This window comes from Streptomyces aurantiogriseus, assembly GCF_014649375.1.
Lineage (GTDB): Bacteria > Actinomycetota > Actinomycetes > Streptomycetales > Streptomycetaceae > Streptomyces > Streptomyces aurantiogriseus.
This window is the reverse complement of the sequence record NZ_BMSX01000014.1, coordinates 94,233-118,519: the sequence shown is the minus strand read 5'-3', so window position 1 is coordinate 118,519 and position 24,287 is coordinate 94,233. Positions and strand designations below refer to the sequence as shown.

Below are 24,287 nucleotides of genomic sequence, written 5' to 3'. Positions count from 1 at the left end.
ATCTCCCTTGATCCAGCGGCAGGTCGAGCATGTTGTACGTGGGTTCAATAGTGCGGCCTCAGTCTCGTCCCGTTGTTGAACCGGCGTCAAGTAAAGTGCGGGCATGGCCGCGAACCACGAGACGCGCACACGGCGCCGCCTCAGCACCGCGGAGCGCAGGGAACAGCTCCTCACGGTCGGCGCGCGCCTGTTCTCGGAGAACCCCTACGACGAGGTGTGGATCGAGCAGGTCGCCGAGATCGCCGGGGTCTCGCGGGGGCTGCTGTACCACTACTTCCCGACCAAGCGGGACTTCTTCGCGGCGGTCGTCGAGCGGGAGAGCGAGCGGATGCTGTGCCTGACGGCGGCGGTGCCCGGCGTCCCCGTCCGTGAACAGCTCACCGCCGGCCTGGACACCTATCTGGATCACGTCCGCACCCACGCCCACGGCTACCGCGCCTTCCACCGCGCGGACGCGGCCGGCGACCAGGCGGTCCGGCGGGTCTACCAGCGGGCGCTGGCGGCCCAGGAGGAACAGATCCTGGCGGCCCTCGCCGCCGACCCCGAGTTCGGCCCGCTCTTCGAGGAACGCGCCGACGTACGGCTGGCGGTCCGTGGCTGGCTCGCCTTCATCACAGCCGTCTGTCTGGAGTGGCTGCGCGACTCGGATCTCTCCCGTGACCAGGTACGGGACCTGTGCGCGAGGGCGCTGCTGGGGGTCGTTTCGCCTCCGGGGTGATCGTCGGTGCCTGCGGAACCTCCCTTCCCGCTTCGGCTGCGACGGACGCTTCGACGACACCTTCACCTTCACGTCCGAGGGGTGGCGGCTCATGCCTGAGTCCAACGCCTGCGGCCACCACGGTTGGCGCACACCCGGATCTCCGATAGGTTAGGCAAGGCTTACCTAAGGAGGTTCTGGGATGGGCGACAGTCACAGCTGGGCGGCCGCGCCTGCCGCGGCCGAACGGGCCCGGACGGTGCTCGCCGCCTCGTGGTCCTGCGCGGTGACCGCGGACGGCGGCCGTGAGGAGTTCGTCGGTGCGCACACCGTCGACGAGGACGGGCGGGTGCATTTGCACGTGCCCGAGGACAGCGCGCTGCTCACGGCGGCGATCTGCGCGCCCCGCGGCGAGCCGTCCGCGGTGCTGGAGTTCGCGGACGTCGCGCCCGTCCCCGTCCGAGGCCGTATCCGCGCCCGCCTCTGGCTCGCCGGTTGGTTCGTCCCGGGGGACGACCACCTCGTCTTCCACGCCACCCGCGTGGTACTGAACCAGCCCTCCGGCGCGGTCGTCGTCGACCTCGACGAGTTCGCCGCCGCCGCACCCGACCCGCTCGCCACCGCCGAGGCCCAGCTCCTCACCCACCTCGCGGACGCCCACCCCGACGCGGTCGAGCGGCTCACCCGGCTCGTCCAGAGCGACAGCCTGCACGGCGCCGTCCGCGTGCAGCCGCTCGCCGTCGACCGGCACGGCCTCACCCTGCGCATCGAGCGCGCCCGCTCCCACGGCGACGTACGCCTGCCCTTCCACGCGCCCGCCGACGACGTCGGGCAGCTCACCGAGCGCATGCACGTCCTGCTCAGCCAGGCCAGCGCGGCCTCCTGCCCGCGCGCCCTACAGCGGCAGCGCACAGACGGCGACGGGTGACGCGAACGGCTCGCCCGCGAGCCGCAGTCCACCGTTCGTGCCGTCCACGTGGAACACGCTGACCGTGCCGGAGCGCTGGTTCGCCGCGAACAGCAGGCCCCCGTCCGGCGAGAGGGCGATCTGCCGGGGGAAGTCCCCTTCCACCGGCACCGTGCCGAGCAGCCGCAGCCGGGCCCCGTCCGCCTCCACCGCGTAGCGCGCGAGCGTGTTGTCGCCGCGGTTGGCGAGGTAGGCGTACGCGCCGTCCGGCGTGACCGCGAACTGCGCCGGGTAGTTGGTGTCCGCCTTCGCGCCCGTCGACTGCGGCTTGCCGATCGTCAGACGGCCGGTGGGCGGGTCGTAGGCGCAGACCGCGACCGTGTCGTCGTTCTCGTTGGCGAGGTAGGCGTACCGGCCCGCCGGGTGGAACGTGAGGTGGCGTGGACCGGCGCCCGGCCGGGTGTGCGCCTGGGCGACCTCGGTGAGCGTGCCGGACCTCTCGTTCAGCCGGTAGGTGTAGACCGTGTCGGTGCCGAGGTCCACGGCGAGGACGTGGCCGCCGTCCGGGGCGGTGAGGAACTGGTGCGCGTGCGGCCCCTCCTGGCCGGGGGCGGGCGCCGGCCGGCTGTGGGTGACCATGTCGGTGCGCTCGCCGAGCGCCCCCGAGGCGTCGATCGGGTGCACGGCCACGCTGCCCGACCCGTAGTCGGCGCTCAGCAGCCAGCGCCCGCCCGGATGCACGGACAGATGGCAGGGGTGGGCCCCGCCCGTCGATCGGCTCCCCAGCACCTCGCGGTCCGACAGACGTACGGCGGTCACGGCCCCGCGCTCGCGCTCGTTGACCGCGTAGAGCGTCCCGCCGTTCGGGTGTACGGCGAGATACGACGGGTCCTGGACGCCCGTGATCGTGCCCTGACCGGCGATCCGGCCCGACGCGGGGTCGTACGTGGCGAGGCCGATGCCCTTGCCGCCGCCCTCGGCCGAGGTGTAGGTGCCGACGTAGAGCGGCCGGGGGCCGGACGGCTTCTTCGAGGCCTGGGGTGAGGTGGGCGTCGGGGCAGGCGCGGCGCCCTGCGTGCTCTCCTTCGCCCGAGGGGTTCCGGAAGGAGCCCCGGGAGTCTCCGAGGCGCCGTCGCCGCAGCCGGCCAGCGCCGACGCCGCCGTCACCGCGCCGAGCGCCCCGACGAAGCGGCGCCTGCTCCAGCCTCCCCCACTCTTCGCTTCTTCCCCGCTCTCGGCTTGGCTCGAGCGGGGGGACCCCCATGAGCGGGGGGACCCCCATCGTGCCGCTTCCGTCCCACTGCCCATGCCCGCACCTCAGGTCGTCGTACGCCACTGCCGTGACACTCCACCCTGGCTGCGGGGACCGCCGAACGCAAAATCGCGGTCTACCAGTCGCCGTCCTCCACCGGCTTCCCCGGCGCGTCCTTCAGCTGCTTGACCTGGTGGGGGCCGGGCGCCTGCCAGGGGTCGAGGTCGTCGCCGAGCCAGTCGCCGACCGGCTTCACCTCGCCGAGCGTGTCGCTCGGGGCGAGATCGTGGGCGTCCTGGTCGTAGTACTCGAACCAGGGCAGCCCCGCGCGGGTGTAGGCGGCGCGGTCGACCGGGGACGGCGGGGGTGCCTCGCCGGTGATGCGCCGCCAGTCCGGGGGCGTCACCAGGTGCACGAAGACCCGGCCGGCGGGCTCGGGCGCCCAGTCCGTCAGCGGGCGGTCGTCCCGGTAGACCTCCTGCCGCATCGACCCGCCGACGCCCAGGCCCAGCGCGGCGGCGGCCCGGGGCGCGCTGCCGGGAGCGGCGGCCGCGGCGGGCATCGCGGGAGCGCCGGGAGTGGGCAGGCCGCCGTATCCACCGGACGGCGGTGGCAGCGGGCTCCGTACGCGCATCCGCTCCGCCCGCTGCCGCTCCGCCTCCCGCAGCTCGGCGAGCTTCTCCGGACTCAGCGTGAACGACTGCAGCTGGACCCCGCCCCACACCTCCTCGCCGGTCACCTGACCCTCCACCGTCGCCCCCAGTCCCAGCGGCACCGCCACGAACTGGCGCACCGTGCCCTTGCCGGAATTGATGCCGTCCAGCCAGGGCTGACGGGGCAGCACGACGTAGTTCTGCGGGTCCCGGCGGAGCCGGTCGCTCCAGGGCTTGCCCGAGACGGCGCACACCTTGCCCACGCCGACCTGGAGCGCCGCGGGCCGGGTCGTGCCCGAGAAGCTGAGCCACATGGCCTCGCGCAGATACAGGGGCAGCATCACGCCCCCGCGCGCGAGCCACTCGGCGGGCGCCGTGTCGGGGTGGTCGCGGACCCGGCGGACCGGAAACGTCCCGAGGCCGGGTGGCAGCTCGTGCGTCCCGCTCTCCGGCAGGCGGAGGGTCCGCATGAACCGTACGGCCACACCCCCGGGCAGCCTCAGTGTGTCCCCGTCGATCCGTACGGCGGTGTCGGCCATCGGCCCGCTCCCTCGCGCCCCGTGCCGGCCCCGTACCGGCGCTTCCTCAGCGGAAACGCCCGCCGATGCCCGTACGGTTCCGCCACAGCTCCTCCTGAACGCCCAGGCGTTCGCGCAGCCGGGTCAGACGCGGCATCCGTGCGCGCTGTTCCCCCGACACACGGTCCAGTTCCTCCAGGAGCCGGCGGGAGCGGTGCTCCGTGTCGAGCTCGTCGAGGATGCGGTTGACCTCGGTGAGCACCGCGCCGTGCAGCTGCCACTGGCGGGCGTCGTGCTGGAGCCGCTCCAGCAGCACCTGGGCCAGCTTGTCGCGGGTGGCGGCGGCCTGCCGCAGCTCCGCGGAGAGCCGGGCCTCGGCGGCGTCCGCGTTGAGGCTGACCTGGGTGGTGACCAGCACCGCGAAGCTGACCACGGCGTCGGCGATCTCCGACAGCAGCCGCTCCACCACCTCGCCGATCTCGGCCTCGAACAGGGGATGGGGCTCGCGCTCCTTGGTGAGATCGGTGAGGGTACGGGCCAGCACCCGCAGGACGACCGTGCAGATCTCCAGCGTGTCCAGGCCGGTGCGCAGCACCACGCGGTGCAGCAGGCCCTCCCGCACCCGGGGATTGAGCCGCAGGCTGTCCTCGGCCTGCCGCAGCGCCGCGTCCACCCCCACGATGTCGTGGTCCAGCCGGCGCGCCTCGTGCAGCCGGGCGGCCGCCTGCTCGACCACGACACGTCCGGCGGCCTGCTCCCCGAGGCGCAGCATCAGCTGCCGCACCCGCCGGGCCAGTCCCTCGATCGACTCGCCGGCCTCCTCCACCCACACCGGAGGCGGCAGCAGCAGGTTGATGCCGAGCCCGACCGCGGCCCCGATCAGGGTTTCCAGCACCCGCGCCCAGGCCGTGTCCCCGACCGTGGTCACGCCCAGCACCAGCATGGCGCTGATCGCCACCTCGGGCACGTACTCGTCGACCCGCACCAGACGCCCGACCACCAGCGACGCCACGATCAGCAGCGCGAGACTCCACCAGGTCAGCCCCACCAGCAGACTGAACGCGATGGCGACCAGCACCCCGGCCACCACCGAGTTGACCCGCCGCACACCGTTGGTGAGCGTCGCGTACAGGGTGACCTGGACGACCAGCAGCGCGGTCAGCGGCGCGGTGAGCGGAGCGGCCTCGGGACTCAGGCGCAGCGCGATGACATACGCGATCGTCGCCGCGGCGGCGGACCGCACGGTCTGGACGACCACGGGTTCCCGGTGCCGCTGCACGAACCGCACGAGCGGCGCGGCACGCTCACGTACGTCTGCCATGCCTTGGCCAGTTCCCGTTCCTCGGGGGCCCCGAACGTTTCTTCCGCCACCGGGTGGGGTTCCCCACGACGTGGCGGTGGCCTGCCGGATCGTGGGCCCGCATGCTCCGGCGGGAGCCTCGGACCATGAAACGGCATCCGACCGGTTTTCGCACAGCCGTCGTCCTGCCCCTGTCGGCCCTCCTGTCCGTGACGTCCGCCACGTTTTCGGCCACCGCCTCGCCCGCGGCGACCGACCTCAGGCGTGGAGCTTGTCGAGGAAGGCGGACAGATTGCCCGTCGTCCGGGCGATCTGCTCCTCCAGCGTGAGGCTCTCCTCGAAACGGCCTCCCGCCTCCGGGGTCTTCTTGCCCCGGACGTAGAGGGAACAGGCCAGGTCCGTACACATGTAGAGACCCACGGAGTTGCCCTCGCGGCCCGCCGCGCCCGCTTTGCGGGCCGTCATCAGCGAGACACCGCCGCCGGGATGCGTGGTCAGGCACAGCGAGCACATGCTGCGGTGCAGGAAGCCGCGCTGCGAGGACGGGAAGCGGAGGGTCACACCGGTGAGACGGCCCTCCCGGTCGGTGACCAGGTAGCTGCGGTCGGGGGCGCCCGGATCGCGCCAGCCCAGGAAGTCCAGGTCGTCCCAGGGGAGTTGGTCCAGGTCACGCGGGACCGTCAGACGTTTGGCCTCCCCCTTGGAGCAGTTGATGAAAGAGGAGCGGATGTCGTGCTCGGTGAGTGGCTTCATGGAGGGACTCCTGGGGCGTGGCCCGGCTGTTGGTCTGAATTCGCTTTACCTAGGGGTACTAGGTTCATGCCTAGCGTAGGAAGCTGCAGTGAGCGGGAGCCAGTGAATTTCCATGAGGCCGACCCGCGTCCACCCGAACCAACCTCCTCACGCCCGCACGGGATGGGCCGCCTGCCAGGCCAGCCTGCGGTCCGCGTCCTCGCCGACGCGGGTGAGGAGCTCGTCCAGCTCCATGAACTCCTCCCACGCCGGACGCCCACCCGCGCGTGACAGCTCCGCCACCACCAGGTCCTCCAGGCCGGGTACCCGCTTGTTCTTCCAGACCTTGTCGGCCAGGCTCACCAGCAGGTCCTCGATGCCGACGCCCTTGTCCCAGGAGGCGTGGGTCGCGGCGAAGCGCGCCAGGCCGGGCGGCACCCCGTGGGCCAGCAGCAGATCCCGCCCGGCCTCCTCGTGCCGGGCGCCGGGGCCGGACAGCTCGGCGATGTGCACGGTTTTGCCGACGTCATGGGTGGCGGCGCCGAACACCACCGCCTCCCGGTCCATCTCCAGTCCCGGGCAGCGCCGCCCGACCCAGTCGACGAGCTGCACGGCGACATCGTGCACGGCACGGAGGTGGGCCACGAGCCGGGGCGGCGCGCCGAGTTCCCCCAGCAACTCGGCGACGGGCACGGGCAGGGGCCGCAACGGGGGATCCGGCGTCTCGTCCAGGGCGATCGACAGCAGGTTCGGGGAGGTGGCCATCGGGTCAGCGTAATGACCCGTACGCGTGCGGAAGGTGTTCCGTACGCTGTACCGGGACCGGACGCCGGAGCCGAGGACACGACGGCCGGGGCGTGGTTCGGCGAGCTGATCGCAGCCGGGGGTGACGTCGAGGACGTGTACGCCGCGGGCTGACCGACGGGAAGGGGTGGGCGTACGGTGACGGACTCCTGGGAACGGGCCCGGCACATCCTCGGAGCGGCGGGCATACCCCCCGACCGCCTCGCGCACCTGCGCCCCCTCGACGGCGGCACCTACAACACCGTCGAGGAACTCCGCCTCACCGACGGCAGCCGCTACGTGCTCAAGGCCGCGCCCACGGCACCCGGCCTGCGCCACGAGAACCGACTGCTCGTCTCCGAGGCGGAGTTCTACCGTGCGGCGGCCGAGGTCGGCGTACCGGCGCCGCGTGTCGTGGTCCTCGACGGACAGCAGCTGCTGATGACCCTGTGCGCGGGCGACCCCTGGGACGGCTCGCTTTCCGCCACCGAACAGGCGGACCTGCGCACGGAGCTGGGCCGCCAGGTCGCCCGCCTGCACGGCGTGACCGGGCCCGGCTTCGGCTACCCGTCCGGCGCCCTCGGCCCGCTCGCCGCCGACTGGCGCACCGCGTTCACCGCGATGTTCGACGCCGTCCTCGACGACGCCTGCGACTACCGGGCCCGGCTGCCCCGCCCCGCCGACGAGGTGGCCGCCGTCGCCCGGACCGCGTACCACGCCCTCGACGAGATCGGTGTCCCGCGTCTCGTCCACTTCGACCTGTGGCCGGGCAACGTGCTGGTGGACCGCACCGCGGGGGAGGCCCGGATCGGCGGACTCATCGACGGCGAGCGCATGTTCTGGGGCGACCCGCTGGCCGACTTCGTCTCCCTGGCGCTGCTGGGCGACATCCGCCAGGACGAGGCGTTCCTGGCCGGCTACCGGGAGGCGGGCGGCCGGGCCGACTTCGACGCCCCGGCCCGTCTGCGTCTCGCCCTCTACCGCGCCTACCTCTACCTGATCATGCTCACCGAGACGGTTCCGCGCGCGTTCGACGAGGGGCGCAACCGCTGGCTCCAGGAGACGGTCGCCCCCGAACTGCTCACCGCGCTGCGCGAGATCGAGGACGCGGGAGACGCTTGGCTCACATCGTGAACTAACTTGGCTCACCTCGTAAACCAAGGGGTGGAGGCACAGCGCGCCCGGGCCCGCCCACGGCGGTATGTTGCAGCTCGGACAGGGGTTCGGAGGGAGCCGCATGGCGGGCGGGCGTACGGTACGCGATCTCAGGCGGGCCAACCGCACGGCCGTGCTGCGACGGCTCTACTTCGACGGCCCCCTCAGCCGCTTCGAACTCGGCCCGGTCACCGGCCTGAGCTCCGGCTCGGTCAGCAATGTCGTCGCCGACCTGGTCGCCGACGGACTGGTGGAGGAGGCCGGCAGCGTCGACTCCGACGGCGGCCGCCCCCGCATCCTGCTACGGGTCGCCCCCGGCAGCGGCCACATGATCGGCGTGGACGTCGGCGAGACCCGGGTGCGCGTCGAGCTGTTCGATCTGACGATGACCGAACTGGCCCGCGTGGAGCGGCCGTTGGAGCAGAGCCGGTACGAGGTCGAGGGCATCGTCGGCCACATCCGCGACGGGATCGCCGAGGTGCTCGCCGCCGCGGACCTCGCAGCCGACCGGCTCCTCGGCGTCGGCATCGGCGTTCCCGGCATCGTCGAGCGCACCCCCGGCCGCGGGGCCGTCGTCCACGGCCAGACGATCGGCTGGGACGCCGTCCCCCTGGAGCAACTGCTCCGCGAGCGCTCCCCTCTGCCCGACGCCGTCCCGTACTACATCGACAACGGCGCCAAGACCCTCGGCCAGGCCGAGATGTGGTTCGGGGGCGGCCGCGGCGCCCACAACGCCGTCGTCGTCCTCTTCGGCTCGGGCGTCGGCGCCAGCCTCGTCACCCCCGAGGCGGAGCACGGGCGGGCCGTCGAGTGGGGGCATCTGACCGTACGGGTGCGCGGGCGCCGCTGCCGCTGCGGCGCGCTCGGCTGCCTGGAGGCGTATGCGGGCGCCGGGGCGCTCGTCGACCGCTGGCGTGAGGAGGGCGGCGAGCCTCCCCGGGGCGCCGACGAGGAGACCGCGCTGACGGCGATGCTGGCCGCCGCCCACCCGCCCGACGGCAGCGCGCCCGACCCCGTCGCCCTCGCCGTCCTGGAGGAGACCGCCGAGTACCTGGGCGCCGGCCTCTCCGACCTGATCAATCTCTTCCAGCCCGAGCGCATCCTCATCGGCGGCTGGGCCGGACTCCAGCTCGGCCCCCGCCTCCTGCCCGCCGTACGCCGCCACTCCACCGCGTACGCGCTGCGCCACCCGGCCGGGAAGGTCACCGTCGAGCTGGGCCGGCTCGGCCCCGACGCGGTCACCGTCGGCGCCGCGATCCTGCCGCTCGCCGACTTCTTCTCCCGGGGCGGCCGACGCCCCGAACCCCTGGCCGGCGGCCCCGAGCCCGACTGGCGCACGGCGCTGGAGGAACGCGCCCCGCGCTGAGGTTTCGCAGGTGGCGGCAGAGGTACTCGCGTGTCCCGCACCGAGTGCAGCACGACCGCGAAGGGAGCACGCCGTGGCCGACCACCGCGACGAGGGCCCCGGCGAGAACGGCACGCCGGTCCCGCGCGACCTGCCGGACCAGCAGGCCGACGCGGGCGAGGACCCCTGGGACGTCGACGACCCCGACCAGCCGGAAGGCGAGAACGTTCCCGACACCGACGAGGCGGGCACCGGCCGGCAGGGCGCCCCGCACGCGGCCGGCGTCAACCCCGACCAGCCGGTGCCGGACGAGCCGTCCGCCTGACCCGAAAAGGGCACCCGAAAAGGGCAGGCGGCACCGACGGGCCGGCTGCGATCATCTGCCGCATGGCTGACTGGGCGGTGTTCGCCGTCGTGCCCGAGGACGGCACGCACGAGGTGTACGAGGCGCGTTTCGGAGCGGTCGGCATCGACCTCGACCTGCTGGCAGGCCCGGACGTCGTCCTGCCGGCCGTCCGCGCCCGGTCCCGTGTGGAGGGGTGCTGGCGCGGCGACTCGCAGTGCGAGGCGGCGGCTCTGTTCGATCTCCGCCGCCGGATCCTGTTGTTCTTCGCGAGCGAGGGCCCGGTCACGCAGTTCCGGCACCGGGCCGTCACCTGGGAGCGCATCGCCCGGGCCTGGCCCGGCTGGGAACTGCGCTGGACCTACGACGGACCGGCCGACCTGCGCCGCCACCTCGGCCTGGACCCGGAAGCGGTGCGCGAAAGCGACCGCAAGGTGTATCCGGCGCCGGTGCTCGAACCCGACGACGAGGAACTTCTGGAACGCGACCCGCTCGTCACCGTCGTCACGATCGGCGACGACCGCTGTCACCTGCTGGCCGCCATCAACGACCATCCCGTCGTCGAGGGCCCGGCCTTCCTCGACCGACTGGCGGACGCCCCCGACCACGGACACTGCACCGTCGCCGCCGAGGCGGGCCTGCACATCGACCCCGTGCGCCGCCGGGTCGGCTGGTGGCTGCTCAGCGCGGTGGCGGAGGCGGACGAGATGGCCGCGCGGTGGCCCGGCTGGACGGTGGAGTGCTGGCAGGACCGCTGGCAGCAGCACGCCCGGGCGGCGCCCGGCCGGTTCCTGCCGCCCCGGGTGAGCCCCGAGCAGGCACGCGCCGAACTGCGGGAGGACGCCGTGCACCACTGGTCCCAGCGGCCCGGCTCGTTCTGGCTCGGCTGGCTGCAGGCGGCCGTGTCCGACGCCGTCGCGGACCGCGTCGTACGGACGATCGACAGCTGGTGAGCGCGGGCGACAGGTGGTGAGCGCGGGTCTCAGCCGACCTTCCGCCCCCGCATCGGCTCCGTCGGCGCCCCCTCTCCGGCGCGCATGCCGCGCAGGAACTCCTCCAGCACCTCCGTCGCCGTACGCTCCGGGCGCCAGCCCAGTTCGACACGCGCGCGCGTGCAGTCCATCAGGGGCAGGCGCAGGACCGCGTCGAAGAGGTGGGGGGAGGCGGGCAGCAGGCGCAGGTTCCACGCGGCGGCGATGGCCGAACGGGCCGCCGTACGGGGCATACGGACCGGGCGGGCGTCGAACATCTCGCCCAGCAGTTCGGCGTCGACCGGCGGTTCGGCGGCCAGGTTGAACGCCCCGCGCACATCCGTGCGCACGGCGAGCCGGTACGCCTCCGCCGCGTCGTCGGTGTGCAGCGTCTGTACGCGCAGCCCCGGGATGTCCGGCAGGAAGGGCAGCAGCTCCGGGCGGACGACCTGGCCCGGCAGGAAGCGCCCGCCGAAGATGCGGCGCTGCTCGCTCGCCGACTCCCGCTTGAACAGGAACGCCGGCCGCATCCGCACCACCCGCACGCCCGGCCGGTCACGTTCGAAGGTGTCCAGGGCCCGTTCCAGATAGGCCTTCTCCCGGCAGTACGCGGCGTCCGGCCACCCGTGCGTCGGCCACGACTCGTCCACGGGGCGGTCCTTCGGCCCCGGCGAGTACGCGCCCACCGACGAGGCGTGCACCAGGACGGGCACCTCCGCGGCGGCCACCGCCTCGAAGACCCGCATGCTGCCCAGCACGTTCGTCCGCCACGTCACCGCCGGATCGTGCGTCGGCTGGAACGCCCACGCCAGATGCACCACGGCGTCCGCGCCCTCGAACAGCCCGTCCAGGTCGGCCTGCTCCGACGCGAGGTCGACCGCCGACCACTCGGTCTTGGGCGGCGCCCACTCCGGGGTCCGCCGGGCCAGCCCCACCACGGACCCGATCTCCGGATCCTCCGCGAGGAGCCGCACCACACTCGTGCCGACATTGCCGGTCGCCCCCGTGACCACGACCTTTCTGCCCGACTCGCTGCTCACCACCGACTCCTCTCGCCGCTGCGGCTGGAGCGACCCGAGTACCCCGGTGCCGAACAGGAGAAAGCCCCGACCGGACGGGGGAATCACGGTCGGGGCAGTCAGGTGGTGGGCGCGGATGGCGGTCGCCTCTCGGCGAAAGGCTCCACAGGGCTTCAGCCGAACGATCGTCCCTGTGGGCAAAAGGTGAGGCCCGGGGACACTGTCCCATCCGCACCCACGGCTCGTTCAACGGGGAACCACCTGCCGGTGTTCCCGTTCCTGGCGCCCCTCCACGGTGATCCGTGTCACTCGGCCCGCTCCCGCTGTCGCGTGCCGGGAACGGCCTCGACCCAGAGGTTCTCCGCCTGGAGCAGCAGCGTGCCGAGGACCGCGGTGCGCGCCGCGCCCTGCCCGGCATGGACGCGCAGACTGCCCTGCAGCCGGGTCCGCAGCTCCTCCGTCTCCGTCTCGGCCTCGGCGTCCGGATACCCGACGGCGCCCGCGCCCCGGAAACGCTCGGCCTCGGCCTCGCACGCGTCCCCGATCAGGTCCAGCAGCCGGGCGTAGACCCGCAGGGCCGCCGCCTCCGGCGGGGCCGGGGCGCGGGTGTCGTCGGCCGCGACCGCGAGGGTGCGGGTGAGAGCGGTGACATGGTCCGTGACACGGCCCCAGCGGGCGTCCTCCGACTCCGGCGGTACGTCGAGCGGCACCCGGTGCAGGGCGCGCAGCGGTCCGGTGGTCAGACGCAGGCTCTCCCGGCTCCAGCCCCGTGCCGAACGCAGTCCCTCCCGGCGCCGTTCCAGCCGGGCCGCCCCGCGCGACCAGTCGCCGGCCGTCGCCGCGTCCCACTCGCCGTCCCGCAGCCCGGCGGCGACCGCGTGCAGCACCTCGGCCGCCTCCCGCGCCAGCGCGCCCAGGTTCTCCCGCACGTCCCGCAGATGCACCGGCGGCAGCACGAGCGCGTTGACGGCCACCCCGATCACCGCACCGAGCGCCGCCTGCCCCACCCGATGCCCCACCGCCGGCACCGACACCGCGCCCGAGGCCAGCGTGAACACCGCCGTGGTCGCCGCGTAGACGCCCTGGTCGCCGAAGCGGGGCCACTGCGCCAGCAGCATCAGCAACGGCACGGACAGCGCGAGCGCGCCCAGGGTGTTCCCGGTGAGTGCCTGCGCCGCCGAGGCGAGCAGCGTGCCCGCGCAGATCGCCGTCCACTGCTGGGCGGCCTGCCGCAGCGAGCCGTACACCGTGGCCTGCACCAGCACCAGAGCCACCCAGGGCGCCATCAGGGCCATCGGGTCGCCCAGCCAGTCGCTCGCCACGAACCAGGCGAGCACCGCGGACAGCGCCGCCTTGAGGGCCTGCACGACCAGGTCCCGCTCGCGCCCGGGCCCGTCCCGGGCCGCCCGAGCGGCCCGGCCCACGGCCCCCGCCTCCCGCCGTACGGCCCCCGCCCAGCGAGCCCCCGCTCCGTCCGCCGCCTGTGTCCCGACCCGGTTGCTCATGCCAGCGGGCTGTCCTCCAGGGACGCCAGCAGGTCGGCCGGGTCGGCGTAGATCGCCTGTGCGCCCGCCGCCTCCAGGTCGGCGCGCGGGATGCCACCGCACAGCACGCCCACGCAGCGCACCCCGGCCCGGCGGCCCGCCCGCATGTCCCAGACGGTGTCACCCACGAACACGGCCCGCTCGGCGGGCACCCCGACCAGCTCCAGGGCGTGCTGGACGGGCTCCGGCGCGGGCTTGCCCTGCTCGACGTCGTCCGCGCTGGCCGTGGCGGTGATCGCCTCGTCGGCGTCGAGGGCGCGCCGCAGCGCCGACAGTTCCGCCCCGCTCGCCGAGGTGGCGAGGACGACGGTCCAGCCGTCGCCGTGCAGCCGTTCCAGCAGGGGGCCGGCGTCCCGCAGTGGGGGCAGCCGGTCGAAGTACTGCCCGTACAGGGCCTTGTGGGCGGCGCTCAGCTCGGCGTCCTCGTCCTGGTCGCGGTCCTCGCCCAGGAGGTGGGCGACGAGGTCGGTGGAGCCGAGGCCGATCGCCCGGTGCACGGCGTGCATCGGCACCCGGTGGCCCGCCTGCCGCAGGGCTTCCCACCACGTCACGACATGCAGATGGTTGGTGTCGACGAGGGTGCCGTCGACGTCGAAGACAGCGGCGCGTTCCATCCGGGTCCTTTCTCTCGCGGGCGCCCGAGCGGGAGGCGCCTTCATCGTGGGCGTCCTGGCGGGGCGGCGCCCCGAGTACCACGTCAGGCGCCCGCCACGCCCGCCGGCACCCTGCCCTCCCGCGTCCAACCCAGCAGGTCCTCCACCGGCCAGGTGGTCACCACCCGCTCCGCGGGCACCCCGCACTCCTCGGCCCGCTCGCAGCCGAGGACCTGCCAGTCCAGCTGGCCGGGCGCGTGGGCGTCGGTGTCGACGGAGAACAGCACGCCCGCCTCGACGGCCCGGCGCAGCAGCCGCCGCGGCGGGTCGAGCCGCTCGGGCCGGCTGTTGATCTCCACGGCCGTGCCCGCCTCGGCGCACGCCGCGAACACCTCGTCCGCGTCGAACTGCGACTCCGGCCGCCCCCGCCCCGTCACCAGCCGCCCGGTGCAGTGGCCGAGCACGTCGGCGTGCGGATCACGGACGGCGTTCACCATGCGGCGGGTCATCGCGCGGGCGTCCATGCGCAGCTTGGAGTGCACGGACACCACGACCACGTCGAGCCGCTCCAGCAGCTCCGGCTCCTGGTCGAGGGAGCCGTCCTCGAGGATGTCGCACTCGATGCCGGTCAGCAGCCGGAACGGGGCCCAGGTCCGGTTCAGCTCCTCGACCACCTCCACCTGCCGGCGCAGCCGCTCCGGAGACAGCCCGCGGGCCACCGTCAGCCGTGGCGAGTGGTCGGTGAGCGCCGTCCACTCGTGCCCCAGCGCGGCCGCCGCCCGGCCCATCTCCTCGATGGGGCTGCCGCCGTCCGACCAGTCGGAGTGCACATGGCAGTCGCCGCGCAGCAGCGCCCGCAGCCGCGCGCCGCCGTCCGTCAGCGGCCTGCCGACCTCGCCCTCCAGCTTCTCCAGGTAGGCCGGGACCCGCCCGGCAAGCGCCTCGCGCACCACCTGGGCGGTCTTCGGGCCGACACCCCGGAGCGACTCCAGCGTTCCGGCGTCCGCCCGCTCGGCCACCTCCCCGGCCGGCAGCCGCCCCAGCACCCGGGCCGCCGTGCGGAAGGCGCGGACACGGTACGTCGGCGCCAGGGACCGCTCCAGCAGGAAGGCGATCCGGTCCAGGGCCTCGACGGGATCCATCGCCACCTCCTGGCTCCAGGGTTCCCCAGCCGCGCCCGGCCCGCACAACGGGACGGCCGGCGGTTTGCCCCGTACGCACCCGGGTACTGCGACGTCCCACCCACCCTCGCCGTCCACGAGGAGGTCAGTGATGTCCGCCCCCACCGCACCCCGCCCCAAGGTGGCCGTGATCACCGGCGCCGACTCCGGCATCGGCCGTGCCACCGCCGTACGCCTCGCCGAGGCCGGGATGGACATCGGGATCACCTGGCACAGCGACCTCAAGGGCGCCGAGGAGACCGCCGAGGAGGTCCGCTCGCACGGCCGGCGGGCCGCCGTCGCGCAGCTGGACCTGACCCGGCTGCCCACCGCCGCCGGCACCGTCGACGAGCTGTGCGACCGGCTCGGCCGTCTCGACGTGCTGGTCAACAACGCCGGTACGGGCACCATGACGCCGTTCCTCGACCTGGAACTGGAGGACGTGCGCCGAGTGCTCGACGTCGACCTCGTCGGCCCGTTCCTGTGCGGGCAGAAGGCGGCCCGGCACATGATCCAGCAGGGCGACGGCGGGCGGATCGTCAACGTCACCTCCGTCCACGAGCACCAGCCGCGCGTCGGCGCCGCCCCGTACTGCGCGGCCAAGGGCGGCCTCGGCCTGCTCACCCAGGTGATGGCCCTCGAACTCGCCGAGTTCGGCATCACCGTCAACGCGGTGGCGCCCGGCGAGATCGCCACACCCATGACCGGGCAGGAGAACACCGACGTGCACACCGTCGACCGCCCCGGCGTCCCGCTGGGCCGGCCCGGTGACGCCCGCGAGGTCGCCGCCGTCATCGCCTTCCTCGCCGGCCCCGAAGCCTCGTACGTCACCGGCGCCTCCTGGAGCGTCGACGGCGGCATGCTGCGGATGGGCCCGCAGGCCGGCTCCCACCTCACCAGCGACGACTGGCGCCGCCCCTGAGGCCGTCCCACGGAGAACGTCTCGAGATCCCGGCACGGTCCAGCTCGCGCAGCACCCGGGGTGCCGTCGCGCCCGCCCGATGGTGCCGTTGAAGGTGAGACGGTCGACGGTGGCCCGTGCGGAGAACGGATGGTCACGCCTCCTGCCCGACGGCCTCAGGACGCCCTGTGTCCTTCGGACTTCGCCGGCACGCACAGCCACGCGAGGCCTGCGGCGGTCACATAGGCGAGCGCGCCGATGGCCATGCTGGTGCGCAGCCCGGTGGTGAAGTCGGTGGCTGTGGCGAGCAGGCTGCCGCCGAGCGCCACGCCGGTGGCGCTGCCGATCTGGCGGGTGGTGTTGAACAGGGCGGAGGCGGCCCCTGAGTACGCCGGGGGTGCGGCACCCATCACGGTGGCGGTCGATCCGGTGAGGGCGAAGGAGGTGCCGAACCCCGCGGCCATCATCGGGGCCACCAGCAGCGGGTAGGCGGGGTCGGCTCCCGCCGCGGCCCAGCCGGCCAGCCCCAGGGCGGCCAGGAGCATGCCGGAGACCACCAGCGGACGATCGCCGGTGCGGCGGGTCAGCCGCCCGGACAGGACGGAGGCGAACATGGTCATCGCCACCGCCGGGAACAGCGCCAGCCCGGTGCCGAGGGCGCTGTAGCCGCGCTGGTGCTGGAATTCCAGGCTGGCGGTGAACACCATGCCGTAGAAGCCGAAGTTGAACAGCAGGCCGATGACGGCTCCACCGCTCATCGCGCGGGAGCGCAGCAGGCTCAGCGGAAGGACGGGAGACCGGGCCAGCCGCTCGCGCATCGCGAAGGCCGCGGTGGCCGACACGGCCAGGCCCACCCCGGCGAGAACAGCCGGATCGGACCAGCCCCGCCGTCCGGCCTCGTTGAGCGCCGCGGTGAGCAGCGCCACCGCCGCCACGACCGCGCACTGCGCCGGCCAGTCCAGGGCCCGGTCGGCGCGCCGGGGCGAGCGGGCCACATACCGCAGCGTCAGCACCAGGCAGGCCACACCGACGGGCAGGTTGATGAGGAACACCCAGCGCCAACCCACCGTGGAGACGAGCAGCCCGCCCAGCAGCGGGCCGGCAGAGGCCGCGATGCCGGCCATCGAACCCCACAGCCCGAAGGCCCGCGAGCGTGCGGTCGGCGCCGGGTAGGCCTGCTGGAGCAGGGCCAGGGAACCGGGCACGATCAGCGCCGCGCCGAGCCCCTCCACCAGCCGGGCCACAACGAGGAAGGGGGCGCTCGGCGCGAGCGCGCACGCGGCCGAGGACACGGTGAACACCACCACGCCCGAGCAGAAGACCCGACGGTTGCCCAGCCGGTCGCCCAGCGCGCCACCGGTCAGCAGGAACCCGGCGAAGACCAGGGTGTACCCGTCGGTGATCCACTGGATGCCGGTGAGCGAGGCCGACAGTTCCCGGCCGATCACCGGCACGGCGACGTTGATGACCGTCACATCCAGGATCACCATGAAATACCCGGCGCACACCGCCAGCAGCGGTGCCCAGGACCGCCGCTCGGACTCCGGGGCGCACTCGGGAGAGGGCAGCGACTCACCGCTACCGGCCGACTCCGCGAACGCCACGGCCCCAACTCCATCCCGTCCGCGAGATCACATCAAAAGCGACAATAAGGGATATGTGTTCGGCGTTGCGGGAGCCGGGCTGCTCACTCGGCTCGACTGGCTCGTGTGCGAGATCGGCGCTTCTCCCACGGAACTCGGGCCAGTCGGGGCTGCGACCGCTGTCGAATGCGCCGTCGGTGTGACGGGCCCGCGTGTTCCCCTGGTGTGGCGGCCGGCGTCGCCGGCCGGTTCACCGAGCATCCGCCGCGCAGCGGTCACCTGCATGCTCGGCTGAGATCGCGGTGGCGCCATCGACCGGATGCCGACCCGGGGAGCGGCGCCCCCTGCCGTCGGCACCGCCGGCTCTCTGCCTCACGGTGGGAAGGCGGTCACGCCTTCCGGCCAAGGGTGGAACCAAGATCGCCCGGGTGTCGGTGGGCGACCAGGTCGGAGCTGGATCTCCCCAAGGCGCGTCGATGGACGGAACTCGATCTTCCCCAAGGGGCAAACGGGGAGATTCCTACCCGCCGGTTCCGCTCTACGCTCTATGACATGACCGAAATCGCGAGCCCCTACATCTCCCACCCGCGGATCACGGTGCTCGGGGTACAGCCCGGCGCATCGCCGTTCCGCATCGTGGAAATAGACGGCGAGGTGGTCGGTGAGGCGAGGGCCGTCACCGACGTCCTCCAGACAGCCGCCGCGTTCGGCATCACGGTCCACGACCTCGACGACCCGGACGTGGTGCGCTGGGTGGGCGGTGACCGGTACACCTGGACACCGCGTTAGGGCCTGTCCGGCGGATCAGGTCGCAGGAACCGGCGGTGACTCATCAACGCGGATGGGCGTGCCAAGCCCCGCGTCTGCGGCATGATCCGCCGGACAGGCCCTGGATCCCAGCGCCCCCGCCGTCCGCCGGGGTCACGCGCGCCGCTCGCGTGCGTGGATCGCCCGGCTCATCCGCCGGCCGACGAGCAGGTAACCGATCAGCGCGCCCGCCGTGTTGAGGATGACGTCGTCGATGTCGAAGGCGCGCCCGGTCACCAGCGCGCCCTGCGCGAACTCCACCAGCAGCATCACGGACGCCGTCAGCAGCAGCACCCGCAGCGGTCCGCGCGTCTTCGGCGCGAGGACCGGCACCAGGATGCCGAACGGCACGCCCAGCAGTAGGTTTCCGCCGATCTGCTTCACCGCGTCGCGCAGTTCGGGCTGGTCCAGATAGGCCCGCAGCGAGCGGCCGGGCCGCAGGTTGGAGTGCACCAGCGCCTCCGAGGCGGGGGACGGCGCCAGGGTGACGCGGGCGAGCACCACGGCGAACGCCACCATGAACGCGAAGGCGAACAGCATCGCCAGCAGGCGCAGCGGGAACGGCACCGGCCCGCGCTCGGGCCGCTTCGGCTCCTTGTCCTTCCTGTCTCGGGCTCTCTTGTCCTTCGCCCCCTCGGCGGGCTCGGTCGGAGCCGGCCCTCGGGGCTTGGTGGTGCGCAGGCGAAACGCGGTCAGCGCGCGCTGGACGGCGCGCGGACGCAAGGCTGCACGGGCCATGCGGTCCTCCAGTCTTCAACTTCCCTGCGTAGTAAGGCGGTTACCCGCGAACGGCCGGAGGATGCGGTCGGCGGCACCGCTGTCCCCGGCACACGCCGGGTTTCCGTTCCTGCGCTCGGGGCACTCCGCGCTGTGAGCCGCGCGTGCCGCTCTCCGCAGGGCAGGGGGCGGTGTTTGGATGCCGGTGACCAGTGATCACGGACGACCCCGGGAGGCGGCGCATGAGACCGCGTACGGCGCTTCCGGTGCTGGGCGAGTACCTGGCCTGGTGGACCGCGCTCGCCCTCCTCTGGCTGGTCCTCGTCAGCACCGTCGACGTCCTCGAACTCGTGGTGGGCGCCGGGACCGCGGCTCTCGCCGCACTCGCCGCCCGGGCGGCGCGGCGGGCGGTGACCGGCCGGTGAACGGCTGGCTGCTCGCGGCGGCCGTCGTCCTGGCCGGGGGAGTGGGGGCGACCCTGTGGGGCGTCGCCACCGGCCCGCTGCGCCGCCGCGTCGTGGCCCAGAACCTCTCCTCGGCCCTCGCCTGCCCCATCCTGCTCCTGCTCTCCCAGGGCTACGACCGCCCCTCCTACGTCGACCTCGCCCTCGTCCTCGCGCTGCTGGGCCCGGTCGGCACCCTCGTCTTCGCCCGTCTGCTCGCCGACGAACTCGCCGGGGACCCGCCGCGCGCCTGGGGCGCCACATGGGCGGCCGCGGGCGTCGGGGCCGGTGTCGTCCTCGCCCTGTGCGCGGCCACGGCGCCGGGCCGGGCCACGGTGAAGCTGCTGCTGACGGGTGCTCTGCTGATCGGCGGCAACGTCGTCGCCTCACGGGCGCTGGCCGGCGGGTTCCGCGGGGTGCGCCGTGGCTGACGCGCTGATCGCCGTCGCGCTGCTGCTGGTCGCCGTCTCGGCCACGGTGGCCGTCGTCACCCGCGACCCGGTGCGCCAGGCCCTGGTCCTGGCCGTCCTCGGCATCGTCCTCGCCGTGCTCTTCACCGTCCTCCAGGCCCCCGACGTCGGCCTGTCGCAACTGGCGGTGGGCTCCGCGCTCACCCCGCTCCTGCTGCTGCTGACGGTCCGCAAGGTGCGGCGACGGGCCCAGGACAGGGACGGTGGGAGATGAGCCCGCGTCTGCGGCTGTGGCTCGTGTGCGCCGCCGGCTCCGGCCTCGCCGCGCTGCTCGTCGCCGCCTGCCTGGACCTGCCCGGCTTCGGCGGCGACCGGCACCCGTACGGCGACCGCGCGGTGGACGCCTCCCTCGCCCGGCGCACCGCCAACACCGTCGCCTCCGTCAACTTCGACCAGCGCGCCTTCGACACCCTCGGCGAGATGAGCATCCTGTTCGCGGCGGTCCTCGGCTGCGTGGTCCTGCTGCGCCAGACCCGCGACGAACACCGCGCCCGCCCCGAACCCGCCCACGTGGACCGGCCCGTACGCCGCTACACCCTGCTCGTCCTGCCCGTCGCCCTGCTCACCGGTCTCTATGTGATCGCGCACGGCCAGCTCAGCCCCGGCGGCGGCTTCCAGGGCGGGGTCGTCGCCGCGACCTCCCTGCACCTGCTCTACGTCGGCGCCGACTACCGCGCCCTGGAACGCGTCCGGCCCATCGGCGTGTACGAGGTCGGCGACGCCCTGTCCGCCTCCGCCTACGTCGTCACCGGATGCGCCGGAGTCCTCGCCGGCACCGCCTTCCTCGCCAACACCCTGCTGCCGTACGGCACGTTCAACACGCTGTCCTCCGGTGGCACGGTCCCGCTGCTGAACGCGGCGATCGGCATGGAGGTCGCCTGCGCGGTCGTCGTGCTGCTCGCCCGCTTCCTGGACCAGGCCGTGGAGATCGAGGAAGTGAGATCGCTGTGAGCGCCATGATGGGCGTCCTGCCGTACCTGGTCGCCGTCTGGATCTTCCTGGCCGGCTGTTACGGCCTCGCCACCAGCCGCAACCTGATCCACGCCGTCGGCTGCCTCGCCGTCTGCCAGTCCGCCACCTACGTGCTGCTGCTGGCCGTCGGCTACCGCGACGGTGCCACCGCGCCCGTCTTCTCGGACGTGGAACCCGGCTCCCGGCCGGTCGTCGACCCCGTCGTGCAGGCCCTCGCCCTCACCGACGTCGTCGTCGGCGCCACCGTCACCGCGCTGCTGCTCGCGCTCGTCGTGCAGATCTCCAAGCGGCACGGCACGGTCGACCCCGACGAACTCTCCGAGCTGCGCGGCTGATGGGCCACCTGCTGCCGCTGCTGGTCGCCGGGCCGCTGCTCGGGGCCGCCCTGCTGGTCGCGGGCGGCCGCCGACTGCCCCGGGTGGCCGCCGAGACGATCGGCTGCGCCGTCTCCGCCGGCACGGCCGCGCTCGCCCTCGTCCTGCTGCTGAACTCCTCGCCGCCCCGGATCGAGTGGGCCGGCGCCTGGACACCGGTGAACGGCCGGAGCGTCGGCATCGTCGTGGTCGGCGACGGCCCGGGCCTCGGCATGGCCGCGCTCGCCTCCCTGCTCACGCTGGCGGCACTGGTGTACTCCTGGCACTACTTCGACGAGCCGCCGCGCCGCCACGCGGGGTCCTTCCCGGCGCTGATGCTGGTCTTCCAGGCGGGCATGTGCGGCTTCGCGATCGCCGGGGACCTGTTCAACGCGTTCGTGTTCTTCGAGGTGATGAGCGTCGTCGCCTACGCGCTCACCGGCTACCGCATCGACGAACCCAAGGCCGTCCAGGGCGCCTTGGCCTTCGCCGTCGTCAACTCGCTCGGCGCCTACGCGATGTTGATGGGCATCGGGCTGCTGTACGGGCGTACCGGTGAACTGGCCATGTCACAGATCGGGCGCGGCCTGGACGCGCACGGCGGGCCCGACGCGCTGGTCCTCGCCGCCTTCGTCCTCGTCCTGACCGGCCTGCTCGTCAAGGCGGCCGTCGTGCCGTTCCACTTCTGGCTGCCGGACGCCCACGCCGTGGCGCCCACCCCCGTGTGCATGCTGCTGTCCGGCGTCATGGTCGAGCTCGGCGTGTACGGCGTGTGGCGCGTGTACGGGACCGTGTTCGCCGGGCCCGGCGGCATCCCGGCCGCCGATCTGGAGCGCGCGCTGGTGGTGCTGGGCGCGCTGACGGCGGTGCTCGGCGCGGTCATGTGCTGGTACCAGCGGCACATCAAACGCCTGCTGGCCTACTCGACGATCGCCCACACCGGACTGTTCCTCATCGGCATCGGCGTCCTGAAGCCCGAGGCCGACGACGGCGTCGCCCTGTACGTCCTCGGGCACGCGGGCGTGAAGGCCGCCCTGTTCGCCTGCACGGGCATCCTCCTCGACCGCTACGGCAGCGTCGACGAACACGCCCTGCACGGCAGGGCACGGCGGCTGAAGGGTGTGGCCGCGATGTTCACCGCCGGGGCGCTCGGGCTCGCGGGCCTGCCGCCGTTCGGTACGGCGCTCGGCAAGTCCGTCACGGAGCATGCCGTGGGCCACGCCCTCACCGTGGTGTACGTCGCCGTCTCGGCGGTGACGGCCGGTGCGGTGCTGCGGGTCACCGCCCGTGTCTTCCTCGGCCTCGGCCCCCTCCCCGAGGAACACGAGGGGGACGAGACGACCGGCGCCGGCGACCGGCCGGAGACGCGGGGCCGGCTGACCCGCGTCCCCGACACCATGACGGTCGTCCCCGCGCTGCTGCTGGCGGCGTCGGTCGCCGCCGGCGTGGCCCCCGGCCTCGCCCACGTCGTCGCGCACGCCGTGCACGAGGCCGGGTCGGGAGGCGCGCTCACCTCCGTCCACTGGACCTGGACCGGAGCCCTGCTGGGCCTGGCCTCGACCCTCGCGGCCGTCGGGCTGGCGGCCGTCGCGGTCACCCGTCCGCGACTGCTCGCCGCCCCCGACCGGGCCCTGCCGCTGCGCCGCCTGCAGTCCGGGCACGTCGGGGACTACGTGGCCTGGCTGCTGGTCGGCACGGCCCTGCTGGGCGCGCTGGCCCTGCCGGGCGTGCTGGGCGCCTGACCAGGTGCGGGCATCAGGCGCCGTAGGTCACCCGCACCTCCTTGAAGCCGAGGGAGCGCAGCAGTCCCTGGAGCATGTCGGTGGTGTTGGACTCGGCACGCGCGGTCAGCTCGCTGTCCTTGGCCGCGTCGCCGATGTGCCGCACGGCGAGCTTCTGCACGGCCTGCTCGCTGTTGGGGTTGTCCGAGAAGAGGTCGCCAAGGCGGTCGAGGAGTCCGCGCTGCTTGGAGACCGCGTAGGAGCGGTCCGGGTCGAGGGCCGGGGTGCCGAGCTGTGCGTGGGGCAGCTTGAGGGTGGCCGACGTGCGGTCGTCGTTGACCGTCACGTCCTTGTCGCCGACCTTGCCGAGGTCGACGTAGGCGTCCACGGTGCCGGCCCCCACGTACAGGGTGCGGGTGCCGCGGAGCGCGTCGGGGAGGTACTTGGCGTCCTTCTCCAGGTCCACGACGACCTGGAAGTTGCCGGAGGCGGCGTCGTAACGGCTCATGTCCTGGATCGACTTGAGCAGTGCGGGGCCCGAGCGGTCGCGGGTCTCGGTGCCGAAGAAGTCGCGCAGACCCGGCAGCAGGCTGAGCCGGATCCCGGCGAACATCACGACGAGCACGACCACGACGGCGGTGAGCACCTTGGCCCAGCCGGGCATGCGCCTGGGGAGGCGCTTGATGGAAGTCGTCATGTCGACGGTCCTCCTTCCTACTGACCGGATTCCCGCCAAACTCCTTGGCAGACCGGCTTGTCGAGGACCTGTGACAGTGCGCCCGTGGTACAGCGGGTCACCGTCCGACCGGCCGCACCAGCCCACGGTCGAAGGCGAAGACGACGGCGTGCACCCGGTCGCGCAGACCCAGCTTGTCCAGGACCCGTCCGACGTGCGTCTTCACGGTCGCCTCGCCGATGTGCAGCCGCCCGGCGATCTCCGCGTTCGACAGACCACGGCCGAGCAGGAGCAGCACGGCGTGCACGTCCGGCGCCGTGGAGGCCGCCGGCCGCGCCTCCCGGCCGTCCGCGGCCCCTGCGGCGACCTTCCACCCCGAGCGCCCCCTGAGCGGCCTCCCGGCCTCTCTGCCCGGCTTCTACGCCATCCAGCTCACCACCGCCGACCAGCTCACCGTCCCCGACCCGCGCCCCGTCCTGCGCCGCGCCCATGTGCCGGTGCTGGTCGTCCGCGGCGTCTGCGACCACAAGAACCCCGGCATCGCCCGCGAGTACGACGAGGTTCTCCGGGACGCCACGCTGCTGACCGTCGCCGGCGCGGGCCACCTCGTCGACGCCGAGCAGCGCGGGGTGTACCGGCGGGCGGTCGTCCGCTTCCTGGACTCGTGAGGGT

General features: G+C 73.6%; 28 protein-coding genes and 1 pseudogene. 16 read left to right on the top strand and 13 right to left on the bottom strand.

The features are described 5' to 3' along the window. Window positions 1–103: 103 nt before the first annotated feature. Both IE263_RS27690 and IE263_RS27685 read left to right on the top strand, forming a co-directional pair. Window positions 104–718: a TetR/AcrR family transcriptional regulator gene (locus IE263_RS27690; protein WP_189940529.1), complete on the top strand. Its 615-nt coding sequence runs from the start codon at window positions 104–106 to the stop codon at window positions 716–718. Between the two features lie 181 nt (window positions 719–899). After that, complete coding sequence (locus IE263_RS27685; protein ID WP_189940528.1) at window positions 900–1,625, top strand: DUF2470 domain-containing protein; 726 nt, start codon at window positions 900–902, stop codon at window positions 1,623–1,625. Here IE263_RS27685 and IE263_RS27680 read toward each other — a convergent pair. The 5 genes from IE263_RS27680 to IE263_RS27660 all read right to left on the bottom strand — a co-directional run bounded on the left by IE263_RS27680 (window position 1,593) and on the right by IE263_RS27660 (window position 6,824). Further along, window positions 1,593–2,771 (bottom strand): lactonase family protein, encoded by a 1,179-nt coding sequence (locus IE263_RS27680; RefSeq protein ID WP_229911194.1) that lies wholly within the window; start codon window positions 2,769–2,771, stop codon window positions 1,593–1,595. The genes IE263_RS27685 and IE263_RS27680 overlap by 33 nt on opposite strands. Window positions 2,772–2,992: 221 nt before the next feature. Further along, window positions 2,993–4,048 carry a GyrI-like domain-containing protein gene (locus tag IE263_RS27675; protein ID WP_189940526.1) on the bottom strand — a complete coding sequence of 352 codons (1,056 nt, stop codon included), beginning with the start codon at window positions 4,046–4,048 and terminating at the stop codon, window positions 2,993–2,995. A 46-nt stretch (window positions 4,049–4,094) separates the two neighbouring features. After that, entirely contained in the window at window positions 4,095–5,348 is a 1,254-nt protein-coding gene (locus IE263_RS27670; RefSeq protein WP_189940525.1) for an FUSC family protein, read from the bottom strand. A 237-nt stretch (window positions 5,349–5,585) separates the two neighbouring features. Next, window positions 5,586–6,080: an FBP domain-containing protein gene (locus IE263_RS27665; protein ID WP_189940524.1), complete on the bottom strand. Its 495-nt coding sequence runs from the start codon at window positions 6,078–6,080 to the stop codon at window positions 5,586–5,588. Between the two features lie 147 nt (window positions 6,081–6,227). After that, on the bottom strand, window positions 6,228–6,824 hold the full coding sequence (locus IE263_RS27660; RefSeq protein WP_189940523.1) for an HD domain-containing protein: 597 nt from the start codon (window positions 6,822–6,824) through the stop codon (window positions 6,228–6,230). A 12-nt stretch (window positions 6,825–6,836) separates the two neighbouring features. Between IE263_RS27660 and IE263_RS27655 the strand changes: the two genes are divergently transcribed. The 5 genes from IE263_RS27655 to IE263_RS27635 all read left to right on the top strand — a co-directional run bounded on the left by IE263_RS27655 (window position 6,837) and on the right by IE263_RS27635 (window position 10,638). Continuing rightward, the gene (locus IE263_RS27655; RefSeq protein WP_189940522.1) at window positions 6,837–6,977 is read left to right on the top strand and encodes a hypothetical protein; all 141 of its coding nucleotides are present in this window, start codon (window positions 6,837–6,839) and stop codon (window positions 6,975–6,977) included. Between the two features lie 24 nt (window positions 6,978–7,001). Beyond that, window positions 7,002–7,976 (top strand): phosphotransferase family protein, encoded by a 975-nt coding sequence (locus IE263_RS27650; RefSeq protein WP_189940521.1) that lies wholly within the window; start codon window positions 7,002–7,004, stop codon window positions 7,974–7,976. A gap of 103 nt (window positions 7,977–8,079) precedes the next feature. Further along, window positions 8,080–9,363: an ROK family transcriptional regulator gene (locus tag IE263_RS27645; protein WP_189940520.1), complete on the top strand. Its 1,284-nt coding sequence runs from the start codon at window positions 8,080–8,082 to the stop codon at window positions 9,361–9,363. Window positions 9,364–9,436: 73 nt separating this feature from the next. Next, window positions 9,437–9,667: a hypothetical protein gene (locus tag IE263_RS27640; RefSeq protein ID WP_189940519.1), complete on the top strand. Its 231-nt coding sequence runs from the start codon at window positions 9,437–9,439 to the stop codon at window positions 9,665–9,667. A gap of 62 nt (window positions 9,668–9,729) precedes the next feature. Next, window positions 9,730–10,638 carry a hypothetical protein gene (locus IE263_RS27635; RefSeq protein WP_189940518.1) on the top strand — a complete coding sequence of 303 codons (909 nt, stop codon included), beginning with the start codon at window positions 9,730–9,732 and terminating at the stop codon, window positions 10,636–10,638. Between the two features lie 29 nt (window positions 10,639–10,667). Here the strand turns inward: IE263_RS27635 and IE263_RS27630 are convergent, their stop codons facing one another. From IE263_RS27630 to IE263_RS27615, 4 genes are all read right to left on the bottom strand, one after another. Then, complete coding sequence (locus tag IE263_RS27630) at window positions 10,668–11,696, bottom strand: SDR family oxidoreductase (RefSeq protein ID WP_189940517.1); 1,029 nt, start codon at window positions 11,694–11,696, stop codon at window positions 10,668–10,670. A gap of 284 nt (window positions 11,697–11,980) precedes the next feature. Continuing rightward, window positions 11,981–13,180, bottom strand: coding sequence for an FUSC family protein (locus IE263_RS27625; RefSeq protein ID WP_189940516.1), 1,200 nt, complete (start codon window positions 13,178–13,180; stop codon window positions 11,981–11,983). After that, window positions 13,177–13,833, bottom strand: coding sequence for an HAD family hydrolase (locus IE263_RS27620; protein WP_189940515.1), 657 nt, complete (start codon window positions 13,831–13,833; stop codon window positions 13,177–13,179). The genes IE263_RS27625 and IE263_RS27620 overlap by 4 nt, the downstream gene beginning before the upstream one ends. Window positions 13,834–13,916: 83 nt before the next feature. Then, window positions 13,917–14,954: a PHP domain-containing protein gene (locus tag IE263_RS27615; RefSeq protein ID WP_189940514.1), complete on the bottom strand. Its 1,038-nt coding sequence runs from the start codon at window positions 14,952–14,954 to the stop codon at window positions 13,917–13,919. 130 nt (window positions 14,955–15,084) lie between these two features. Here IE263_RS27615 and IE263_RS27610 point away from each other — a divergent pair, with 130 nt between their 5' ends. Then, window positions 15,085–15,894, top strand: a complete 810-nt coding sequence (locus IE263_RS27610) for an SDR family oxidoreductase (protein WP_189940513.1) — start codon at window positions 15,085–15,087, stop codon at window positions 15,892–15,894. Window positions 15,895–16,049: 155 nt separating this feature from the next. Here the strand turns inward: IE263_RS27610 and IE263_RS27605 are convergent, their stop codons facing one another. Next, complete coding sequence (locus tag IE263_RS27605; RefSeq protein ID WP_189940512.1) at window positions 16,050–17,477, bottom strand: MFS transporter; 1,428 nt, start codon at window positions 17,475–17,477, stop codon at window positions 16,050–16,052. A gap of 531 nt (window positions 17,478–18,008) precedes the next feature. Here IE263_RS27605 and IE263_RS27600 point away from each other — a divergent pair. Further along, window positions 18,009–18,245, top strand: a complete 237-nt coding sequence (locus IE263_RS27600) for a hypothetical protein (protein WP_189940511.1) — start codon at window positions 18,009–18,011, stop codon at window positions 18,243–18,245. A gap of 132 nt (window positions 18,246–18,377) precedes the next feature. Here IE263_RS27600 and IE263_RS27595 read toward each other — a convergent pair whose 3' ends face one another. Further along, complete coding sequence (locus IE263_RS27595; protein ID WP_189940510.1) at window positions 18,378–19,001, bottom strand: VanZ family protein; 624 nt, start codon at window positions 18,999–19,001, stop codon at window positions 18,378–18,380. A gap of 221 nt (window positions 19,002–19,222) precedes the next feature. Here IE263_RS27595 and IE263_RS27590 point away from each other — a divergent pair, with 221 nt between their 5' ends. The 6 genes from IE263_RS27590 to IE263_RS27565 are packed head-to-tail and all read left to right on the top strand — an operon-like array spanning window position 19,223 to window position 22,960. After that, complete coding sequence (locus IE263_RS27590) at window positions 19,223–19,405, top strand: hypothetical protein (RefSeq protein ID WP_189940509.1); 183 nt, start codon at window positions 19,223–19,225, stop codon at window positions 19,403–19,405. Further along, complete coding sequence (locus IE263_RS27585) at window positions 19,402–19,854, top strand: MrpF/PhaF family protein (protein ID WP_189940508.1); 453 nt, start codon at window positions 19,402–19,404, stop codon at window positions 19,852–19,854. Before IE263_RS27590 ends, IE263_RS27585 begins: the two co-directional genes overlap by 4 nt. After that, the gene (locus IE263_RS27580; RefSeq protein ID WP_189940507.1) at window positions 19,847–20,107 is read left to right on the top strand and encodes a Na(+)/H(+) antiporter subunit B; all 261 of its coding nucleotides are present in this window, start codon (window positions 19,847–19,849) and stop codon (window positions 20,105–20,107) included. Before IE263_RS27585 ends, IE263_RS27580 begins: the two co-directional genes overlap by 8 nt. Continuing rightward, window positions 20,104–20,844 (top strand): MnhB domain-containing protein, encoded by a 741-nt coding sequence (locus tag IE263_RS27575; RefSeq protein ID WP_189940506.1) that lies wholly within the window; start codon window positions 20,104–20,106, stop codon window positions 20,842–20,844. The genes IE263_RS27580 and IE263_RS27575 overlap by 4 nt, the downstream gene beginning before the upstream one ends. Before the next feature lie 5 nt (window positions 20,845–20,849). After that, the gene (locus tag IE263_RS27570; RefSeq protein ID WP_189940672.1) at window positions 20,850–21,200 is read left to right on the top strand and encodes a sodium:proton antiporter; all 351 of its coding nucleotides are present in this window, start codon (window positions 20,850–20,852) and stop codon (window positions 21,198–21,200) included. Beyond that, window positions 21,200–22,960 carry a complex I subunit 5 family protein gene (locus tag IE263_RS27565; protein ID WP_189940505.1) on the top strand — a complete coding sequence of 587 codons (1,761 nt, stop codon included), beginning with the start codon at window positions 21,200–21,202 and terminating at the stop codon, window positions 22,958–22,960. Before IE263_RS27570 ends, IE263_RS27565 begins: the two co-directional genes overlap by 1 nt. A 13-nt stretch (window positions 22,961–22,973) precedes the next feature. Here the strand turns inward: IE263_RS27565 and IE263_RS27560 are convergent, their stop codons facing one another. Together IE263_RS27560 and IE263_RS27555 are read right to left on the bottom strand one after the other, a co-directional pair. Further along, window positions 22,974–23,636: a DUF4230 domain-containing protein gene (locus IE263_RS27560; protein ID WP_189940504.1), complete on the bottom strand. Its 663-nt coding sequence runs from the start codon at window positions 23,634–23,636 to the stop codon at window positions 22,974–22,976. A 97-nt stretch (window positions 23,637–23,733) separates the two neighbouring features. Next, window positions 23,734–23,913: pseudogene (locus tag IE263_RS27555) on the bottom strand (response regulator transcription factor); the annotation flags it as partial. A 19-nt stretch (window positions 23,914–23,932) separates the two neighbouring features. On the opposite strand from IE263_RS27555, the gene IE263_RS27550 reads away from it, so the two are divergent. Beyond that, window positions 23,933–24,283, top strand: coding sequence for an alpha/beta fold hydrolase (locus IE263_RS27550; RefSeq protein WP_189940502.1), 351 nt, complete (start codon window positions 23,933–23,935; stop codon window positions 24,281–24,283). Window positions 24,284–24,287: the final 4 nt, after the last annotated feature.

Excerpts from the sequence above, each read along its gene's own strand:
- IE263_RS27690 (WP_189940529.1), top strand. The coding sequence starts at position 104 with ATGGCCGCGAACCACGAGACGCGCACACGGCGCCGCCTCAGCACCGCG.
- IE263_RS27685 (WP_189940528.1), top strand. The coding sequence starts at position 900 with ATGGGCGACAGTCACAGCTGGGCGGCCGCGCCTGCCGCGGCCGAACGG.
- IE263_RS27675 (WP_189940526.1), bottom strand. The coding sequence starts at position 4,048 with ATGGCCGACACCGCCGTACGGATCGACGGGGACACACTGAGGCTGCCC.
- IE263_RS27670 (WP_189940525.1), bottom strand. The coding sequence starts at position 5,348 with ATGGCAGACGTACGTGAGCGTGCCGCGCCGCTCGTGCGGTTCGTGCAG.
- IE263_RS27665 (WP_189940524.1), bottom strand. The coding sequence starts at position 6,080 with ATGAAGCCACTCACCGAGCACGACATCCGCTCCTCTTTCATCAACTGC.
- IE263_RS27660 (WP_189940523.1), bottom strand. The coding sequence starts at position 6,824 with ATGGCCACCTCCCCGAACCTGCTGTCGATCGCCCTGGACGAGACGCCG.
- IE263_RS27655 (WP_189940522.1), top strand. The coding sequence starts at position 6,837 with ATGACCCGTACGCGTGCGGAAGGTGTTCCGTACGCTGTACCGGGACCG.
- IE263_RS27645 (WP_189940520.1), top strand. The coding sequence starts at position 8,080 with ATGGCGGGCGGGCGTACGGTACGCGATCTCAGGCGGGCCAACCGCACG.
- IE263_RS27635 (WP_189940518.1), top strand. The coding sequence starts at position 9,730 with ATGGCTGACTGGGCGGTGTTCGCCGTCGTGCCCGAGGACGGCACGCAC.
- IE263_RS27625 (WP_189940516.1), bottom strand. The coding sequence starts at position 13,180 with ATGAGCAACCGGGTCGGGACACAGGCGGCGGACGGAGCGGGGGCTCGC.
- IE263_RS27620 (WP_189940515.1), bottom strand. The coding sequence starts at position 13,833 with ATGGAACGCGCCGCTGTCTTCGACGTCGACGGCACCCTCGTCGACACC.
- IE263_RS27615 (WP_189940514.1), bottom strand. The coding sequence starts at position 14,954 with ATGGATCCCGTCGAGGCCCTGGACCGGATCGCCTTCCTGCTGGAGCGG.
- IE263_RS27610 (WP_189940513.1), top strand. The coding sequence starts at position 15,085 with ATGTCCGCCCCCACCGCACCCCGCCCCAAGGTGGCCGTGATCACCGGC.
- IE263_RS27600 (WP_189940511.1), top strand. The coding sequence starts at position 18,009 with ATGACCGAAATCGCGAGCCCCTACATCTCCCACCCGCGGATCACGGTG.
- IE263_RS27595 (WP_189940510.1), bottom strand. The coding sequence starts at position 19,001 with ATGGCCCGTGCAGCCTTGCGTCCGCGCGCCGTCCAGCGCGCGCTGACC.
- IE263_RS27590 (WP_189940509.1), top strand. The coding sequence starts at position 19,223 with ATGAGACCGCGTACGGCGCTTCCGGTGCTGGGCGAGTACCTGGCCTGG.
- IE263_RS27575 (WP_189940506.1), top strand. The coding sequence starts at position 20,104 with ATGAGCCCGCGTCTGCGGCTGTGGCTCGTGTGCGCCGCCGGCTCCGGC.
- IE263_RS27570 (WP_189940672.1), top strand. The coding sequence starts at position 20,850 with ATGATGGGCGTCCTGCCGTACCTGGTCGCCGTCTGGATCTTCCTGGCC.
- IE263_RS27565 (WP_189940505.1), top strand. The coding sequence starts at position 21,200 with ATGGGCCACCTGCTGCCGCTGCTGGTCGCCGGGCCGCTGCTCGGGGCC.
- IE263_RS27560 (WP_189940504.1), bottom strand. The coding sequence starts at position 23,636 with ATGACGACTTCCATCAAGCGCCTCCCCAGGCGCATGCCCGGCTGGGCC.